This is a genomic window from Azospirillum formosense (assembly GCF_013340925.1).
Lineage (GTDB): Bacteria > Pseudomonadota > Alphaproteobacteria > Azospirillales > Azospirillaceae > Azospirillum > Azospirillum formosense.
The window spans coordinates 22,712-39,056 of the sequence record NZ_WHOR01000019.1 but is presented as its reverse complement, the minus strand read 5'-3'; the positions used below and the strand labels follow the sequence as shown (position 1 = coordinate 39,056).

17 protein-coding genes and 2 tRNA genes are annotated in these 16,345 nt (G+C 68.3%); 9 read left to right on the top strand and 10 right to left on the bottom strand.

Annotated features, from left to right (window positions below; translation table 11 throughout):
• Window positions 1–284 precede the first annotated feature (284 nt).
• The 4 genes from panC to GBZ26_RS04695 all read right to left on the bottom strand — a co-directional run bounded on the left by panC (window position 285) and on the right by GBZ26_RS04695 (window position 2,018).
• The gene (gene panC / locus GBZ26_RS04710) at window positions 285–1,175 is read right to left on the bottom strand and encodes a pantoate--beta-alanine ligase (protein WP_174437827.1); all 891 of its coding nucleotides are present in this window, start codon (window positions 1,173–1,175) and stop codon (window positions 285–287) included.
• Window positions 1,176–1,338: 163 nt separating this feature from the next.
• Window positions 1,339–1,503, bottom strand: coding sequence for a hypothetical protein (locus tag GBZ26_RS04705; RefSeq protein WP_014240656.1), 165 nt, complete (start codon window positions 1,501–1,503; stop codon window positions 1,339–1,341).
• A gap of 233 nt (window positions 1,504–1,736) precedes the next feature.
• Window positions 1,737–1,811, bottom strand: a tRNA-Val gene (locus tag GBZ26_RS04700).
• A 132-nt stretch (window positions 1,812–1,943) separates the two neighbouring features.
• Window positions 1,944–2,018 (bottom strand) — tRNA-Val (locus GBZ26_RS04695).
• A 165-nt stretch (window positions 2,019–2,183) separates the two neighbouring features.
• Here GBZ26_RS04695 and GBZ26_RS04690 point away from each other — a divergent pair.
• Window positions 2,184–3,077, top strand: coding sequence for a DUF3108 domain-containing protein (locus tag GBZ26_RS04690; protein ID WP_174437826.1), 894 nt, complete (start codon window positions 2,184–2,186; stop codon window positions 3,075–3,077).
• A 4-nt stretch (window positions 3,078–3,081) separates the two neighbouring features.
• On the opposite strand, the gene GBZ26_RS04685 is transcribed toward GBZ26_RS04690, so the two are convergent.
• Both GBZ26_RS04685 and GBZ26_RS04680 read right to left on the bottom strand, forming a co-directional pair.
• The gene (locus GBZ26_RS04685; RefSeq protein ID WP_174437825.1) at window positions 3,082–3,375 is read right to left on the bottom strand and encodes a hypothetical protein; all 294 of its coding nucleotides are present in this window, start codon (window positions 3,373–3,375) and stop codon (window positions 3,082–3,084) included.
• Window positions 3,376–3,520: 145 nt separating this feature from the next.
• Complete coding sequence (locus tag GBZ26_RS04680; protein WP_174437824.1) at window positions 3,521–4,201, bottom strand: HAD-IA family hydrolase; 681 nt, start codon at window positions 4,199–4,201, stop codon at window positions 3,521–3,523.
• A gap of 304 nt (window positions 4,202–4,505) precedes the next feature.
• Here GBZ26_RS04680 and glmU point away from each other — a divergent pair, with 304 nt between their 5' ends.
• Together glmU and glmS are read left to right on the top strand one after the other, a co-directional pair.
• Window positions 4,506–5,861, top strand: coding sequence for a bifunctional UDP-N-acetylglucosamine diphosphorylase/glucosamine-1-phosphate N-acetyltransferase GlmU (gene glmU, locus GBZ26_RS04675; protein WP_174437823.1), 1,356 nt, complete (start codon window positions 4,506–4,508; stop codon window positions 5,859–5,861).
• 57 nt (window positions 5,862–5,918) lie between these two features.
• Entirely contained in the window at window positions 5,919–7,745 is a 1,827-nt protein-coding gene (gene glmS, locus GBZ26_RS04670; RefSeq protein ID WP_174437822.1) for a glutamine--fructose-6-phosphate transaminase (isomerizing), read from the top strand.
• Between the two features lie 85 nt (window positions 7,746–7,830).
• Here the strand turns inward: glmS and mepK are convergent, their stop codons facing one another.
• On the bottom strand, window positions 7,831–8,415 hold the full coding sequence (mepK, locus tag GBZ26_RS04665; RefSeq protein WP_247884758.1) for a peptidoglycan L,D-endopeptidase MepK: 585 nt from the start codon (window positions 8,413–8,415) through the stop codon (window positions 7,831–7,833).
• A gap of 370 nt (window positions 8,416–8,785) precedes the next feature.
• On the opposite strand from mepK, the gene GBZ26_RS04660 reads away from it, so the two are divergent.
• From GBZ26_RS04660 to GBZ26_RS04650, 3 genes are all read left to right on the top strand, one after another.
• Window positions 8,786–10,093, top strand: coding sequence for a pentapeptide repeat-containing protein (locus GBZ26_RS04660; RefSeq protein WP_174437820.1), 1,308 nt, complete (start codon window positions 8,786–8,788; stop codon window positions 10,091–10,093).
• Window positions 10,094–10,463: 370 nt separating this feature from the next.
• Window positions 10,464–10,919 (top strand): Lrp/AsnC family transcriptional regulator, encoded by a 456-nt coding sequence (locus GBZ26_RS04655; protein WP_174437819.1) that lies wholly within the window; start codon window positions 10,464–10,466, stop codon window positions 10,917–10,919.
• Between the two features lie 19 nt (window positions 10,920–10,938).
• Window positions 10,939–11,562, top strand: a complete 624-nt coding sequence (locus tag GBZ26_RS04650) for a LysE family translocator (RefSeq protein ID WP_174437818.1) — start codon at window positions 10,939–10,941, stop codon at window positions 11,560–11,562.
• Window positions 11,563–11,591: 29 nt separating this feature from the next.
• Here the strand turns inward: GBZ26_RS04650 and GBZ26_RS30580 are convergent, their stop codons facing one another.
• On the bottom strand, window positions 11,592–11,720 hold the full coding sequence (locus GBZ26_RS30580; RefSeq protein WP_281427370.1) for a hypothetical protein: 129 nt from the start codon (window positions 11,718–11,720) through the stop codon (window positions 11,592–11,594).
• 314 nt (window positions 11,721–12,034) lie between these two features.
• Here GBZ26_RS30580 and GBZ26_RS04645 point away from each other — a divergent pair, with 314 nt between their 5' ends.
• Window positions 12,035–13,090: a patatin-like phospholipase family protein gene (locus GBZ26_RS04645; protein WP_174437817.1), complete on the top strand. Its 1,056-nt coding sequence runs from the start codon at window positions 12,035–12,037 to the stop codon at window positions 13,088–13,090.
• A 6-nt stretch (window positions 13,091–13,096) separates the two neighbouring features.
• Here GBZ26_RS04645 and GBZ26_RS04640 read toward each other — a convergent pair whose 3' ends face one another.
• The gene (locus tag GBZ26_RS04640; protein ID WP_174437816.1) at window positions 13,097–14,056 is read right to left on the bottom strand and encodes an SAM-dependent methyltransferase; all 960 of its coding nucleotides are present in this window, start codon (window positions 14,054–14,056) and stop codon (window positions 13,097–13,099) included.
• Between the two features lie 9 nt (window positions 14,057–14,065).
• Window positions 14,066–15,043 (bottom strand): alpha/beta hydrolase family protein, encoded by a 978-nt coding sequence (locus GBZ26_RS04635; RefSeq protein ID WP_174437815.1) that lies wholly within the window; start codon window positions 15,041–15,043, stop codon window positions 14,066–14,068.
• A 201-nt stretch (window positions 15,044–15,244) separates the two neighbouring features.
• On the opposite strand from GBZ26_RS04635, the gene GBZ26_RS04630 reads away from it, so the two are divergent.
• Window positions 15,245–15,511 (top strand): (2Fe-2S)-binding protein, encoded by a 267-nt coding sequence (locus GBZ26_RS04630; RefSeq protein WP_174437814.1) that lies wholly within the window; start codon window positions 15,245–15,247, stop codon window positions 15,509–15,511.
• A gap of 512 nt (window positions 15,512–16,023) precedes the next feature.
• Window positions 16,024–16,344: a hypothetical protein gene (locus GBZ26_RS04625; RefSeq protein WP_174437813.1), complete on the top strand. Its 321-nt coding sequence runs from the start codon at window positions 16,024–16,026 to the stop codon at window positions 16,342–16,344.
• The last annotated feature ends 1 nt before the right edge of the window (window position 16,345 follow it).

The window sequence follows — 16,345 nt, the reverse complement described above, 5'->3', positions numbered from 1 at the left end:
CTGCCGTCGGCGGGTTTGGTCACCTCCACGGTCTTGCCGCTGTCGGCGTCGATCCACCGTCCATCGACAAAGCACTGGAAGCGCAGCAGCTCGGCGTCCTTCAACCCGAGACGGCGGGCGGTGTCCACGGAATCATATGGCATGGTGCCTTCCTTCCCTCATTTCTTGCGCGCGGCCTCGCGGTCGGCCGCGCGTTCGGCAGAGAGTATAGGGCACCACGCCCGGTCTGCGATCCTTCCCGTGGCATGGACAGGGCGCGCGGACCGGGGAAGGGAGGTCGGCGCTTACGCCGGCAAGACCGGCACGTTGTCGATCAGGCGGGCCTTGCCCATCCAGGCGGCGGCCAGCAGGCGCGCCGGACGCTCCGCGCGGGTCACCGGCGCCAGCGTGTCGGCGTCGCGCAGCTCGACATAGTCGATAGAGCTGAAACCGGCGGCGGTGATGCGCGCCCGCACCGCCTCCAGGACTGTGGCGGCCTCCGCGCCGCCGGCCAACGCCGAGGCGGCGTCGAGGAGCGCGCGGTTCAGTTCCGGCGCGCGGGCGCGCTCGTCGGCCGACAGGTAGGCGTTGCGCGAGGACATGGCGAGCCCGTCGGCCTCGCGCACCGTCGGCAACCCCTCCACCCGCACCGGAATGTCGAGATCGCGGGCGAAGCGGCGGATGACCATGAGCTGCTGGTAGTCCTTCTCCCCGAACACCGCCACGTCGGGCTGGGCCTGGAGGAACAGCTTGGTCACGACCAGGGCGACGCCGCCGAACATCTGGGGCCGGAAGGTGCCGCACAGCCCCTCCGCCGGGCCGCCGACCGAGATGGCCGTGGCGAAGCCCTCCGGATACATCGCGCGCACCGTGGGGGCGTAGAGCAGATGGCAGCCCGCCGAGGCGAGCTTGCCCGAATCCCCGGCCTCGTCGCGCGGGTAGCGGTCGAAGTCCTCGTGCGGGGCGAATTGGGTGGGGTTGACGAAGACGCTGGCGACGACGTGGTCGGCCAGTTCCCGCGCGCGGCGCACCAGGGCGAGATGGCCGTCGTGCAGCGCCCCCATGGTCGGCACCAGGGCCACCGTTTTGCCGTCGCGGTGCCAGGCGGCGACCTGGGCGCGGAGATCGTCCACGCTGCGGACGACCGGCAGGGGCTGTTCCGACTCCGGCAGGCGGGCGGCGGCGAGGGAGGTCATGGCGGGTGCTCCACAGGCGTCATAAACGGCGCTGGGATAAACCGCCGGCCCGGCGCTGTCCAGTCATGGAATTAACCGGGCGAGCGCGAATTTGAAATTTTTCCATCCTGCGGGCGGACCAGCGGGCGGGTCGGACCGTACGGCCCCCCGCCCGCGGGCGGGGTCAGCGCATCAGCGTGACGACGACCAGATAGGTCAGGTTCACCCAGGCGCCGAGCGTGGCCAGGAGGACCAGGGTGGCCGGAGACAGGACCACCGAACCGAGGATCACGACGAGCGCCACGACCAGCAGGCCGAGGGCGAGAAGGGTCACGCGCGTATCTTCCATGTCACTGCTTCCAGATGATTGAGCAAATCGGATGCTGGAAGCGATAGACGAAAACCCCACGCGCTGTAGCTGATCTGAATCAACTGCGGCGGCGTTCGTCTCAAAAAGGCATAAGGCGAATGAGCGGGGAATTTTTGTGGTTTCCACGCAGAAGAACGTGGCCACGCGCCTGGGGCAACGGCCTGTTACTGGCGAATTCCAACAATGTCTTGAAGAGGAGGCGGTGTTTGGGATGGTGGGCGCAGTAGGGATTGAACCTACGACCCCACCCGTGTGAAGGGTGTGCTCTCCCGCTGAGCTATGCGCCCATCCCAAAGAAACAACCGCTGACGCACCGCAGAGACGACAATGCGAGGCCCGACGGACCCCGATCCTGACCGGCCCTTGTGGTGAAGGGGATGGTACCATCCGCAAAGCCCATGAACCACCGGACTTTGGGATGGTGGGCGCAGTAGGGATTGAACCTACGACCCCACCCGTGTGAAGGGTGTGCTCTCCCGCTGAGCTATGCGCCCATCCCAGTAAAACCGCGTCGGCATCAGGCTCGTTTCGCTGTCGCGTCGTTGCCGCCGCTGCGGTGAGGCGGGTTTCTAAAGGCCTCGCCCCCTCCTGTCAAGCACCTGTTTCACACCAATATCAAAGAAACCCTTTCGCCCGGAGCCCCCGATGAGGCAATGGATATGACGCACCGGACCGCATTTGCCGCAAAGCTCTCAGCCGCGCGTCCCTCGGCGGTCGTGGTCGCCGGGCTGTGCGCGGCGTTCGCGGGACTGTTCCCCCTGCCCGCCCAGGCGCAGCGCTGGCAGTTGGACTACCGCGTCCATGTCGGCGGTGTGGCCGTGCTCGACGCGCGGGCGGAACTGACCCTGACCGAGGACCGCTACAGCGTCCAGGTCGACGCCGCGACGGACGGCTTTCTGGGGCGCCTGTTTCCTTGGGAAACCCGATCGCTCAGCGTCGGCACGGTCCGGCCCGACGGCGTCGCCCCGATCCGCCACACCCAGTCCGGCGTCCTGCGCGGCTCCCCGCGCACCGTCACCTTGGAGTACGGCCCGGACGGCCGCGTTCGCACGCAGGTCTCCCCGCCCCCGGAGGAGGAGGACCGCGACCCCGTCCCCGAGGAACTCACCCGGCAGAGTCGCGATCCCTTGAGCGGAGTCGTTGACGTGCTGCTGGCCGGGCTGCAAGGCGCGGGATGCCAGCGCACGGTGCCCATTTATGACGGGCGCCGCCGGTACGACATGATTTTCACGGACCGGGGAATGACCATGGTCGGGGAGTCGCGCCATTCGGTGTTCTCGGGCGCGGCGCGGCAATGCCGGGTGTCCCACAAGCCGATCGCCGGCTACGAACGCACGCCGCGCCAGCCCTTCTGGCAGCGCGGCGGAGGCCGGGAGGAGCGCCCGCCCGTCGATCTGTGGATCGCCCCGCTGGAGGGAGTCGGCCCGCCCCTGCCCGTCCGGCTGGAGACCGACAGCGGATTCGGCGGGGTCGTCGTCCACCTCACCGCCGCCCGCAAGACCGACCAGACGGCAGAGCGCCCCCCCGAGCCGGTGCCGTCACCGATTCGTTGACGGATCAGGCCCGCCCGACGCTGCCGCTGCAGGCGGTGGGATGGTACAGCAATTCGGCCATGGGCCGCTCAGCCAGCGCCTGCTCGCACAGACGGTTGAACTCGGCCATCTTGCGCTGGAGGTCGCTGTGGTGGGCCATCATCCGGTCGAAGTCGGCGGTGGCCGAATCGATCTGGCTGTTGGCCGGGGTGCGGGCGGCGGTGTTGGCTTCGATGGACAGAGCGTCAGCGGACAGGGCGTCGGCGGACAGGGTCTTGCCGGTCTGGGTCTTACCGGGAAAGGCAAGGATCTGGGCCATCGGGTGTCTCCTTCGCTCACCACCATTCGATGCACCCATCCAACTACATTTACCTTTCGTTAGCCACTGTTAATCTCTCGTTAACCATGACAAGAAGGAGACCTACGGCGAAGCCCCCGCTGGACCCGGCGGCGCGGCCGGCCGCTCAGGCGCCCAGCCGCCGCAGGGCGTCCGGCAGATCGGCGATGCGGTCGAGCAGGATGTCGGCGCCCAGTTCCTGCACCGGCATGCGGGGATAACCGTAGGTCATCGCCACCACCGGCACGCCGGCGGCGCGAGCGGCCTTCACGTCGTTGCGGTTGTCGCCCACCATCGCCGCGCTGCCGCCGCCCAGCGCCTCGACGACCCAGGACAGATGCCGCCCGTCCGGCTTCTTCACCGGCAGCGTGTCGCCGCCGGCCAGCGCGCCGAACAGCGGCGACAGGCCCAGCCCGTCCAGCAGCTTCCGGGTGATCCGCTCCGGCTTGTTGGTGCACAGCCCCAGCCTGACGCCGCTGTCCGCCAGCGCCGCCAAGGTTTCCGGCACATCGGGATAGAGCGTCGGGGGTTCGTCATCCCGGAAATAGGCGTCGAGATAGTCGGCCAGGGCCGTCTTCAGAGCATCCTCGGTCAGGGCGTCGCCGGTCGCCGCAAAGGCCTGCCGGACGAGTGCGGCCGACCCGTCGCCCACCATGCCGCGCACCTGCTCCTCCGTCAGGGCGGGCCGTGCGAAACGGGACAGGGTGCGGTTCAGGACTCGGGTCATGTCCCGCGCGCTGTCGATCAGCGTGCCGTCCAGGTCGAAGACGACCGCGGAAAAGGGAATGGTGGCGGACAGGGCGGACATCGGCTTCGGTTCCATGATAGCCCAAAGGTGAGCGGCACTCCGTTCGATAGCACGCCCCTCCTCCGACGGCGACCCCTTGTTCCGGCAATCTCCCCGGGCATAGGCCCTTCGGTGCCGCTGGCGCGGGATGCGTACACCCTCGGGCCGCGTTTTGTGTATGTCAGATTGACACAAAAGTTGACTTGGGGTCCTGGCGCCGGATGTGGCACTCAATGCTTGAGGACGGACCGTTTGCCCGGATTTTGATGCGCACGCTTTTCCACCCGTTTGCCATAACCCGTTTCCAATACTGCAGGGATATCCGATGACTCCGCACCGCCCGCTCGCCTGCGTCATTCTCGCCGCCGGCAAAGGCACCCGCATGAAGTCGGACCTGCCAAAGGTCCTGCACCGCGTCGCCGGCCAGCCGATGGTCGGCCATGTGCTGTCCGCGGTGAGGGCGCTCGACCCCGACCATGTGGTCGTGGTGGTCGGCCCCGGCATGGACAATGTGGCCGACGCCGTCGCCCCCTACCCCACCGCCGTCCAGCACGAGCAGCGCGGCACCGCCGACGCCGTGCGCGCCGCCTTCGGCCTGCTGGAAGGCTTCGACGGCGACGTGGTGGTTCTCTATGGCGACACGCCGCTGGTCACGCCGGACACGCTGCGCGCCATGGTCGCCGCGCGGCGCCAGCCGGGCGACCCGGCGGTGGTCGTCCTGGGCATGCGCCCCGACGATCCCGGCGCCTATGGCCGCCTGATCCTGAACGCCCGCGGCGGGCTGGAGAAGATCGTCGAGTATCTCGACGCCTCCGAGGAGGAGCGGCAGGTCACCCTGTGCAACGCCGGGCTGATGGCCTTCGACGGCGCGCGGATGTTCGACCTCATCAGCCGCATCGGCAACAGCAACGCCAAGAGCGAATATTACCTCACCGACGTGGTGCAGATCGCCCGCAGCAACGGCATGGCCTGCGCGGTGGTCGAGGCCGCCCCGGCGGAGGTCGTCGGCGTGAATTCCCGCGCCGAGCTGTCGGAGGTGGAGAAGCTGATCCAGCGCCGCCTGCGCAAGGCCGCCATGGACAACGGCGCCACCCTGACCGACCCGGACAGCGTCACCTTCTGCGTGGACACCCGCCTCGGCCGCGACGTGATCGTCGGCCCGCACGTGGTGTTCGGCCCCGGCGTGGTCGTCGCCGACCGGGTCGAGATCAAGGCCTTCAGCCATCTGGAACAGGTGCGGGTGGACAGCGGCGCCCAGGTCGGCCCCTACGCCCGCCTGCGCCCGGGGGCGGAGATCGGCCCCGACGCCCACATCGGCAACTTCGTCGAGATCAAGAACGCGAAGATCGAGGCCGGGGCCAAGGTCAACCACCTGACCTACATCGGCGACGCGCGGGTGGGGGCGAAGGCCAACATCGGCGCCGGGACCATCACCTGCAACTACGACGGCTACGCCAAGAGCCACACCGACATCGGCGCCGGGGCCTTCATCGGCTCCAACACCGCGCTGGTGGCTCCGGTCAGGGTTGGCGACGGCGCCATCGTCGGGGCGGGCAGCGTGGTCACCACCGACGTGGAGGGCGACGCGCTGGTCGTGGCGCGCGGGCGCCAGCAGGCTTACACCGGCTGGGCCAAGCGTTTCCGCGAACGGAAGCAAAACGAGAAAGCGAAAAAGGCGTAAGATTGCCCCGGTTGACCGTTCACCCGGCCCCGGCCATCATTCAGGAGTTGCAGGTTCATGTGTGGCATCATCGGCATCATCGGCACGCATGACGCGGCCCCCCGTCTCGTCGAGGGTCTCCGCCGCCTCGAATACCGTGGTTACGACAGCGCCGGCGTCGCCACGCTGGTCAAGGGCGGCATCGAGCGCCGCCGCGCCGAGGGCAAGCTGATCAACCTCGACGCCAAGCTGCGCGAGGCGCCGCTGCCGGGCGTGATCGGCATCGGCCACACCCGCTGGGCCACCCACGGCGGCCCGACCGAGAACAACGCCCACCCGCACGCCACCCACCGCGTGGCCGTGGTGCACAACGGCATCATCGAGAATTACCAGGAGCTGAAGACCGAGCTGATCGAGCACGGCTACGTCTTCGAAAGCGCCACCGACACCGAGGTGATCGCCCACCTCGTCACCTACTACATGGAGAAGGAAGGGCTGGGCCCGGTCGAGGCCGCCTCCGCCTCCTTCAAGCGCTTCACCGGCGCCTTCTCCCTGGTGCTGCTGTTCTCCGGCCAGGAGGACATGCTGATCGGCGCCCGCCACGGCACGCCGCTGGCCGTGGGCTACGGCGAGGGGGAGATGTATTTCGCCTCCGATGCCTTCGCGCTGGCGCCGCTGACCAACCGCATCTGCTATCTGGAGGACGGCGACTGGGTGGAGCTGACCCGCACCGCCGCCGTGATCCACGACGCCACCGACGCCGTGGTGGAGCGTCCGGTCAAGACCACCGCCCTGTCCGGCGCGCTGATCGGCAAGGACGGCTACCGGCACTACATGCTCAAGGAGATCTATGAGCAGCCGCAGGTCATCGGCGACACGCTGAACGCCTACATCAACCCGGAGACCGGCCGAGTCACGCTACCGGAGACCAGCTTCGACATCGCCAAGGCGACGAAGCTGACCATCGTCGCCTGCGGCACCGCCTACTACGCCGGGGTCGTGGCGAAATACTGGTTCGAGACGCTGGCCCGCCTGCCGGTCGAGGTCGACATCGCGTCTGAGTTCCGCTACCGCGAGGCGCCGATGCCCGAGGGCGGCGTGGCCCTGTTCATCAGCCAGTCGGGCGAGACGCTGGATACGCTGGAGGCGCTGCGCTACTGCAAGCGCCAGGGCCAGAAGATCCTGTCCATCGTCAACGTGCCGGAAAGCACCATCGCCCGCGAATCCGATGCGGTGCTCTACACCATGGCCGGTCCGGAGATCGGCGTCGCCTCGACCAAGGCCTTCACGACTCAGCTGACCACGCTGGCTTGTCTGGCGGTCACGGTCGGCCACGCCCGCGGCGTCATCCCGGCGGAGCGGATGCAGCAGATCGCCCAGGCCCTGCGCGAGGTGCCGGCCCGCGCCGCCGACGTGCTGGCCCACGACGAGCGCCTGCACGAGCTGGCGCAGGAGGTCGCGGAAGCCCGCGACGTGCTGTATCTCGGCCGCGGCGCCATGTACCCGCTGGCTCTGGAAGGCGCGCTGAAGCTGAAGGAAATCAGCTACATCCACGCCGAAGGTTACGCGGCGGGTGAGCTGAAGCACGGCCCCATCGCGCTGATCGACGAGAGCGTGCCGGTGATCGTCCTGGTGCCGTCGGACAACCTGTTCGAAAAGACCGTGTCCAACGTGCAGGAGGTCTGCGCGCGGTCGGGCAAGGTGCTGCTGATCGCCGACAAGAAGGGGATCGACAAGCTGTCCGACAAGGTCCGCTGGTCGCTGGAGCTTCCGGCCTGCGACCCGCTTGTCGCCCCGCTGCTCTACGCCATCCCGGTGCAACTGCTGGCCTATCACGTCGCCGTGCTGAAGGGCACCGACGTCGACCAGCCGCGCAACCTCGCCAAGTCGGTCACCGTCGAGTAAGGCGACCCGGTCATACAACGTCCCGCCCAAGAAAAAGCCCCCGTCCAATCGGCGGGGGCTTTTTTGTTTTCTCCCGGGAGTCCGGTCAGGACGCCCAGTGGCGCTTCGGACCGACATCCACATGGACGAAATTGCTGTCCGGATAATAGCCCACCCCGCCCCCGCGCAGGCTGAGCGCGGCGCGCTGCAGCGTGCGCAGCGGCAGGCCGGGCACCCGCAGGTCGATGGCTTTGCCCTGCATGTGGAAACTGTTCTGGGCAACGCCGCTGCCGTCCTGCTCGCGCAGCCAGGCGTTGGATTCAGGGGAGCGGTAGCCGGAAATGATGTGCACCGGCGTCTTGCTGCCGACCTTGCGGGTCAGGGCGTGCAGCAGATCGAGCAGCTTCGGGTCGATGGGATGCACGGCCCCGGTGCGATGGTCGCGCAGCAGATGGTTGATCTCGCGCAGGCCGTCGCGCTGGTAGCGGCCCTTGGACCAGTATTCCGCCCGCACCCGCTCGCCGGTGTGGAGGTTGAGCAGGACCAATTGCCGCGGCGGGGCGCGCAACGCCGCCTCCGACACCTCCGGCGCCATCACCATCCCGGCGGCGGCCGTCGCCAGACCGATGCGCAACAGTTCCCTCCGGCCGAGCGTGGCTGCTGGTGTCGGTTGGAATTTGGCCTCGGTCATCATGCCTCCATGGGGTCCCGAACAAGGCGGCGCATAGAGCACCCCCTTTTTGTCCGATGACTTTTGGCGGCAGAGCCCCCGCTGGTGTCAAGAAACCAATGGTTAACGTTCTTAAAAAGCCCGCGATTCCTGGACTTGCCGGGATGGCCGCGAGGCCACCGGGGAGGCTGCGGGCTTGGTTACAGGGGTGAAACACAACGGACCGGACCTCCGATTCGCCCGAGTCCCTCCCGGGACCGGCCGTGACAACGGCAGGGCAAAAAACGGCAACCATAAGGGGTACTTCCGCGACCTCTACCGTTTAGTCTTCGGTAACGAATCTACCCCCATAGTTTGGATAGCGAAAACAACCCCCGTCAGAATCCTGCCCGTGCCCCCCGTCGCCACTACCCCTGCGTCGGCCTCCTCCTATCTTCGGCCCGACCAACTGGCCGAGGTCCTGGACCGGCACGCCCGCTGGATCACGGGCCAGCCGGGCGGAGCGCGCGCCAATCTGGCCCTGGCGGACCTGGAGGGCGCCGATCTCTCGCAGCGCGACCTGCGCGGTGCGCGGCTGGTCGGGGCGAAGCTGGCGCGCAGCCGGCTCAGCGGCACCAATCTGGCCGGGGCCGATCTGTTCGGCGTCGACCTGCGGGATGCGGACATCACCCGCGCCAACCTCATGCAGACGGATCTGCGCGGCGCCCGGCTGCGCTCCGCCGATTTCTCGAACGCCAATCTGCGCGACGCCGACCTGCGCGCCGGCACATTGGAACCAGGTGGCACCGCCCGCCGCGGCTCCGGTCCGGACGTTCAGGATGCCGAGGCCATCCGGCAGACCCACCGTACCGCCCTGGCCCGCCTTCAGAACGGAGCCACGGCGGAGAGCGGCATTCCGACCGATCTGACCGGCGCCGTGCTGGCGGGCGCCAACCTGACGGAAGCCGACCTCTGTGGGGCGGTGCTTCAGAACGCCGACCTGACCGGCGCGGTGCTGACCGACGCCAACCTCTCCGGGGCGCGGCTGAACGGGGCCGATCTGACCGGCGCTCTGCTGGACGGTTGCACCTTCGACAACGCCGATCTGGTCGGCACGCGGATGGTCGATTGCGACCTCTCGCGGGCCAAGCTCGGCTACGCCTGCATGACCCGCCCGATCGACAGCATGGGGTCGGAAATCCAGCGGGCGATCTTCGACCATGAGCGCTGGATCGACAGCGTCGGCCAGCGCGGAGAGCGCGCCGAACTGGACGGCACCGACCTCAGCCGCGCCGACCTTCGCGGCGTCAATCTCAGCGCCGCCTCGCTGCGCGGCGCCAACCTGTCCGACGCGGCGCTGACCGGCGCGCGGCTGATGATGGCGGACCTCTCCGGCGCCAATATGGAACACGCGAACCTGATGGGGGCCGACCTGTGCGGCGCCAACCTCAGCTTCGCCAAGCTGACCGGCGCCGACCTGACGCGGGTCAACCTCGGCCCTGCGGAGATCAAGGACCCGAGCGGACGACCCACGGGACGTTCCTGGGCCGCGAATCTGATGGGCGCCGACCTGCGGCAGGCCATGCTGACCGATTCCCGCATGGTTCAGGCGAACCTCACCGACGCCGATCTGGAGAACGCCGACCTGGACGGGGCGGATCTGGCCGGCGCGAAGCTCCATCGTGCCCATTTCAAGGGCAAGGTGCCGCGGCGGCGCTGACCCACTCCCCTTCGTTCCACGACCGTCGTCATCCCGCAAGGCAGCGTGGGGCGTGGTGCGGCATTTCGAACCGCCCCGCCGTCCGCCATGCCCTCTTTTCCCGGCTCTTTTCCCCGCCGCGGCGCCTTGCGCCTGATCCCTTCCGTCCTCATCGCCTTAATCGTCCGTCCCGCCCGGGCCAAGGACCTGCGCCGGTCCGAAACCTGGCGATAAGGCGGTGGCGATGGCCGCGGCTAGGAGTACCAACCCCCGCGACGGCGATCCGGAGCACGGCGCGCCGACGGGCACCGCCTTCCAAGATTTGCCGGATGGGCGGCTGAACGGCACATAAGCCTTGCCATATCGCGCATACTCGGAAATTATTGCGCTCATGGACGACATAGACCGCAAAATCATAGCGCACATCCAGGAGGATGGACGCGCTTCCTACGCTGACATCGGTGCGGCGGCCGGACTGTCGGTGTCCGCCGTGAACGAGCGGCTGAAGAAGCTGCAGGCCAACGGCGTGATCCAGGGGTGGGGGGCGCGGCTGTCGCCCAAAGCCGCCGGGCTGGACGTGCTGGCCTTCGTCGAAGTGCTGCTCGACCGTCCGGAGCATGACGCGCCCTTCCGCGACGCCATGCGCGCCACCCCGGCGGTCCAGGAATGCCACCACGTCACCGGCGACTGGTCCTATCTGCTCAAGGTGCGCGTGGCGAACACGGAGGCGCTGGAACGCTTCCTGTCCGACCGGCTGAAGGCGCTGCCCGGCGTCGTGCGCTCCCACACCGTGATCGCGCTCTCCTCGGTCAAGGAGACGCCGAACCTTCCCATCGCTTCAGACTGATCCACCCGGAGCATCCGCCATGGACGCACTGCCCGCCCTGCTGAAGGGCCTGATCATCGGATTCAGCATCGCCGCCCCGGTTGGGCCGATCGGACTTTTGTGCATCCGGCGCACCCTCGCCGACGGGCCGGCGCACGGCTTCGTCAGCGGGCTGGGTGCCGCCAGCGCGGACGCGGTCTATGGCGCCATCGCCGGCTTCGGGGTGGCTCTGGTCACCGACGCTCTGCTGGGCGCGCAGGTGGCGCTGAAGCTGGTCGGCGGGCTGATGCTGCTGTGGCTGGGCTGGAGCACCCTGCGCGCCCGCCCGGCGGAGCGCGCCGCGGAAGCCCGCGGCGGCGGCGGTCTGGCCGGGGCCTACGTCTCCACCTTCGCCCTGACGCTCGCCAACCCGGCGACCATCCTCAGCTTCGCCGCGGTGTTCGGCGGGCTGGGCGTGTCGGCGGGGAACGGAAGCAGCACCGGCGTCGCCGCCCTGCTCGTCGCGGGCGTCTTCATCGGTTCGGCGATGTGGTGGTTGGGGCTCAGCGCCTCTGTCGGGGCGGTCCGGCGCCGGGTCACACCCGCCGCCATGCTGTGGATCAACCGCGTTTCGGGCGCGGTGCTGGGAGCGTTCGGGATCGCGGCCCTCGCCTCTCTGCTGTGAGGCGAAATGCGCCGGTCACCCGGGGCAATTCAGAACAGGATGGTCACCGGGCCACCCAGCGCGACCGCGGCGACGATCAGGATGGCCACCGCCGTCAGCTTCTCCGCTGACGACCAGCGCTGCCAGTCCTTCTTGAAACTCTTGAGATCCTGGGCCATGGCAACCTCCGCCATCCCTGACTGTCCGTGTTGAGAGCGACATTGGACGTTTCCAGTTGATGTTTGGTTAACGTCCCCCGGAAACTCTTTCATCCATCGGAATGCCACAGGTAATCGTAAGAAAAACTGATACAAGTCAAATAGAGGGCAAAAGCGGGTACAATTTTCGGCATCCCCCATGAGGAGGCCCCCGTGCGCGTTCCGCGTCCCCCGGATGGAAGGGTTTCCACCGCCGGCCCGGCCCCCCAAATCCCTTTGGACACCCATCGACGCGGCAGCGCCGGACAAACCTGACCAAGCCCACAAGACACGAGGTGCTGGCGGTGAGCGGACTGAAGATCGGACTGGCCCTGGGCAGCGGGGCCGCCCGCGGCTGGGCGCACATCGGCGTTCTGCGCGCGTTGGAGGAGATCGGGGTCGAGCCCGACGTGATCTGCGGAACCTCCATCGGCGCGGTGGTCGGCGCGGCCTATCTGACGGACCAGCTGGACGAGTTGCAGGCCTGGGCGCAGAGCATGGGCTGGCTCGGCATGCTGGGCATCATCGACCTCACCTTCCGCCGCGGCGGGCTGCTGGCCGCCGACCGCACCTTCGACCGTTTCCGCAACCACCGCACCGAAGTCACCATCGATCAGCTCAGCAAGCCCTTCGCCGCGGTCGCCACCGACCTCAGCACCGGGCGGGAGATCTGGCTGCGCGACGGGCCGATGCTCAGCGCGGTGCAGGCGTCGGCCGCCATGCCCGGCCTGTTCCCGGCGGTGCGGCGTGACGACCATTGGCTGGTGGACGGCGCTCTGGTCAACCCGGTGCCCGTGTCGCTCTGCCGCGCGCTGGGCGCGGACGTGGTGATCGCGGTCAACCTGAACAGCGAACTGTCGCCGCTAAGCCGCCCCTCCGGACGCGGCGCCGCCAAGCTGCGCAAGGCGGCGGAGGCCAACCCCGCCCAAATGCAGGCGGCCCAGATGCAGCAGGCCCGGATGCAGGAGACCCAGCCTGTGCCGGAGGTGGCGATGGCGCCGGCGGGGGATGCGACCTCGCCGGTCTTTTCCACCCTGACCTCGCAGATCGCCTCCTGGATGGGGCGGCGCCCGGCGGCGCGCACGCGCTTCCTCGCCGACCAGCTGACGCGCGCCCCGGCCTCCAACGTGCCGCCCAACGTGATGGACGTGATGGCCGGGTCGATCGACATCATGCAGGACCGCATCACCCGCTCCCGCCTGGCCGGCGAGCCGCCGGACGTGCTGATCGCGCCCCGCCTCGCCCACATCGGGATTCTGGAGTTCGACCGCGCGGAGGAGGTGGTGGAGATCGGCTACGGCGCCGCCTCGATCCTCAAGCCCGCGCTGGAATTGGCCCTGCGCCGGGCATAGCCGCGCTCAGACGGGAGCCGCCGGCCACATCCAGGTGAGTTCGTGCTTGTTGTGGTGGAGGTGCAGGACCCGCCCGCCGGGGATCGCGGCGAAGGCGCGGGCCGTCTCGTGGTCGGTCTCGGCCTGGAACTTCAGCGTGCAGATGAAGCGCTTGGCCAGTCCGCTCTCCATCCACTGGTTCACCAGCCGCAGCAGGCGCGTGGGGTAGCAGATCACGTCGCAGCACAGCCAATCCACCGGCCCGACGTCCTGCGGCTTCAGGCCGAAAGCGCTCTCCTGGCGGAACTCGATGCGCGGCAGGGCGGCGATGGCCGGATCGAGCGGCGCCTTGTCCACACTGACCACGCTGGCGCCCAATTCGTGCAGCACCCAACTCCAGCCGCCGGGGCAGGCGCCGAGGTCGATGCAGCGGGCGCCCGGTCCCGGCTGCTCCCCGAACAGGGTCAGCGCTTCCCACAGCTTCAGATAGGCGCGGTTGGGCGGCACCGTGCGGTTCTCGACGAAGGTGACCTCGCCGTGGCGGTAGGGGCTGGAGCAGCGCGCCGCCGCGACGATGGTGGTCTCGTCAAGCAGCGTCCAGGAGCCCAGCGGGGCGGTCGGCAGCGGCGACGGGAAGACCACCGGCTTGGCCGAGACATGCGGCAGGTTGTCCTGGATCAGGCTGGCCCGCCGGTGATGGCGCAGCGTCCAGAGCGCCCAGTTGCGCTGGATGGAGCGCAGCGCCCGCGCCCCCTCCTTGATCGAGGCGAACTCGATGCGCACCGGGTCGTGCCAGATGTTCTGCGCCCAGGCGGCCGGACGCGCCGGCCCGTCGGCGAAGACCAGCCGGTCCTCCACCGCCGCCACGTCGCCCAGTTCGGCCACGAGGTCCTGCACGAAGCCCTCGGGCGCCAAGTAAATGGTCTGCCCCAGGAGGGTGTGCGCCGGGGTCGCGCGGGCGGGCGAAGTGTCGGATGTGTCGCTCATGCCGAGGGGCTAGCGCCCCTGGCGTTGGATTGCAAGAGCGCGGTCGAAGAAATCGGCGATCTCCGTGTTGAGCCGCTCATGAAAGGCGGCACGGTCGAAGCCCGGCGGGTCCCAGGCGGGCGGCCCGACCTCCGCAGCGAAGGCGGCTGGCACCGGCATCAGGAAGGCGAAATGCCCGGCGTCGCGCACGACCTCGTGCTCGGGCGGTGCCGGCAGACGGTCGCGCAGCCCCTCGACCTGGGAGGAGGCGATCTGCTCGTCCCGCTCCGCCCGATAGAGGCGGATGGGGATGGCCACCCCGGCGAGGCCGTCCTTGGAGAACGTGACGCCGACCGGCGCCGCCAGGACGGCGGCACGGATGCGCGTGTCGCGCCCCTCGATGCGGGCCCGCGTCTCCTCGTTCCCGAGATGGCAGAAGCGCTCCCCGGCCGGCGGGGTCCGGCAATGGTCGGCGATGCGCCCCAGTTCCGCCACCCCGCCGGCCGCCACCAGAACCGTGTAACCACCGGCCGAGAAGCCGAAGGCGCCGATGCGGTCGCCGTCGAGCCGGCCGGCCAGGTCCGGGTCCGCCAGAACGTGATCGAGCGCAGCCGAAAGCTGGGCCGGGCGGTTCCGCCACATCCGTTCCGTGCCGGCATCCCGGTCGTCGTCGAAGGCATTGCCGCGGTGATGGACCGCCGCGACCACATAGCCGCGCCGGGCCAGCGCCATGGCGGTGTCGGCATGCCCGTAAGCGCTCCCCCCGGACCCATGAGACAGCATCACCAGCGGGTGGCGCCCCTCGGCCACCGGCGCGCCCTCCGCCACCTGGAACGTGAAGGGGCCGCGCCGCACCGGCGTTTCCGGCATGTCCGCCGGATACCAGACCACCACGCGGGCGGTCCCGCCGTCCGCCGGGTCGGTGAAGGACAGCGCGCGCATGCCCACCTCCGCCGTGGCTCCGCCCGACCAGAAGGCCGCGATTCCAGCGATCAGCAACCATCCCATTCGCAGCACCGCAACCTCCCACCGCTCGAAGAAGGGCTTCGACGATGGAGGTAGCCGCATCCCCCGTTCGCAAGGGCTGTGACATTCCGCCGCAATCCGCTCAAATTTGGTCGTCATGATTCAGATCAATTGACAATCATTCTCAGTCGCAGCACATTGGCTCCAGCAAGACCGCACAACACGCACCGCTGCCGGGGGCCCATGTACGTCTGCATCTGCCACGCGCTGAACGACAAGCAGGTTACCAAAGCGCTGGAGAACGGCGCCCGCACCCCGGCCTCCGTCTTCCGGCATTATGAGCGTCAGGTCCAGTGCGGCAAATGCGTTCCGATGATGCGGGACATGGTGCAAAGCCACTGCGCGAACCAGTGCCCGAGCTGCCCCAGCCACGCTGCGACGCAGCATCCCCCCTCGCTGCCGGAACCGGCCAACACCGAAAACTTCCCCTACGGCATCGCGGCGGAGTGACGGGCGCTTGCTGCCTGATTCCTCCAAGTCCCCGCAACAGCAGACGCCATCCCCTGAGCGCGGACTTCTCGTCTGATCCAGAAGCCCGACGATTTATTTCGGGCTTGGTCCACCGTTTTTGTGCCGTTTTTCTGACTTTCGGCATCAATCGGGATCTTCCATTAGGCTGCGACAAATCGCCATAGTCTTATACCCCTGCCCCGCTTGACGAGGCGGGGCCGATGATGCAGAAAGAGCCCAATCGGATTCAAGAAATCCAAAGACCTCGGAGCGGCACGGGACGCTCCCGACTGGGCTGGATACACAAAACTTCAAGTTCTTGGGAACTGGAAATGCTTTTCATACGTCTATGAAAGGCAACCGTACGGATTTCTTATTTTGGCGCCGCAGCAGAATTTTTGTTGCAATGCACATACTGCGGAAAAACCCATCCGCAATGCAGCGCCGCTCCGGACCGAAGTCCTGACGATCAGGCGAGCGGTCCCCAAGCGTTCCGAAGGGAGGAGTGAGAAATGGGCTGCCGCAACCGGCACGCTTACGATGTCGAATGCCGCGACCTTCTCCAGGCAACCGCCGACCGGCTGGACCGGCTGCGGTCGCTGGTTGAGCGGTCCGGCCCCGAGGCTCGTGAAGCCATGAGCCGGGAGAACATGGAACGCACCCTGGACGCCCTGCGCGGCCAGCACAACCGGCTGTGCGCCCGCGTCGAGGCCGCGCGCATCGCCACGGACGACTCCTGGGCCTTCGCCCGCGCCATCGCCGACCAGGCGGCGGAAGAGTTGGTCAACGGTCTCGACCACATGGAAGCCTGCCTGAGGCGCAAAGCGGCTTGAC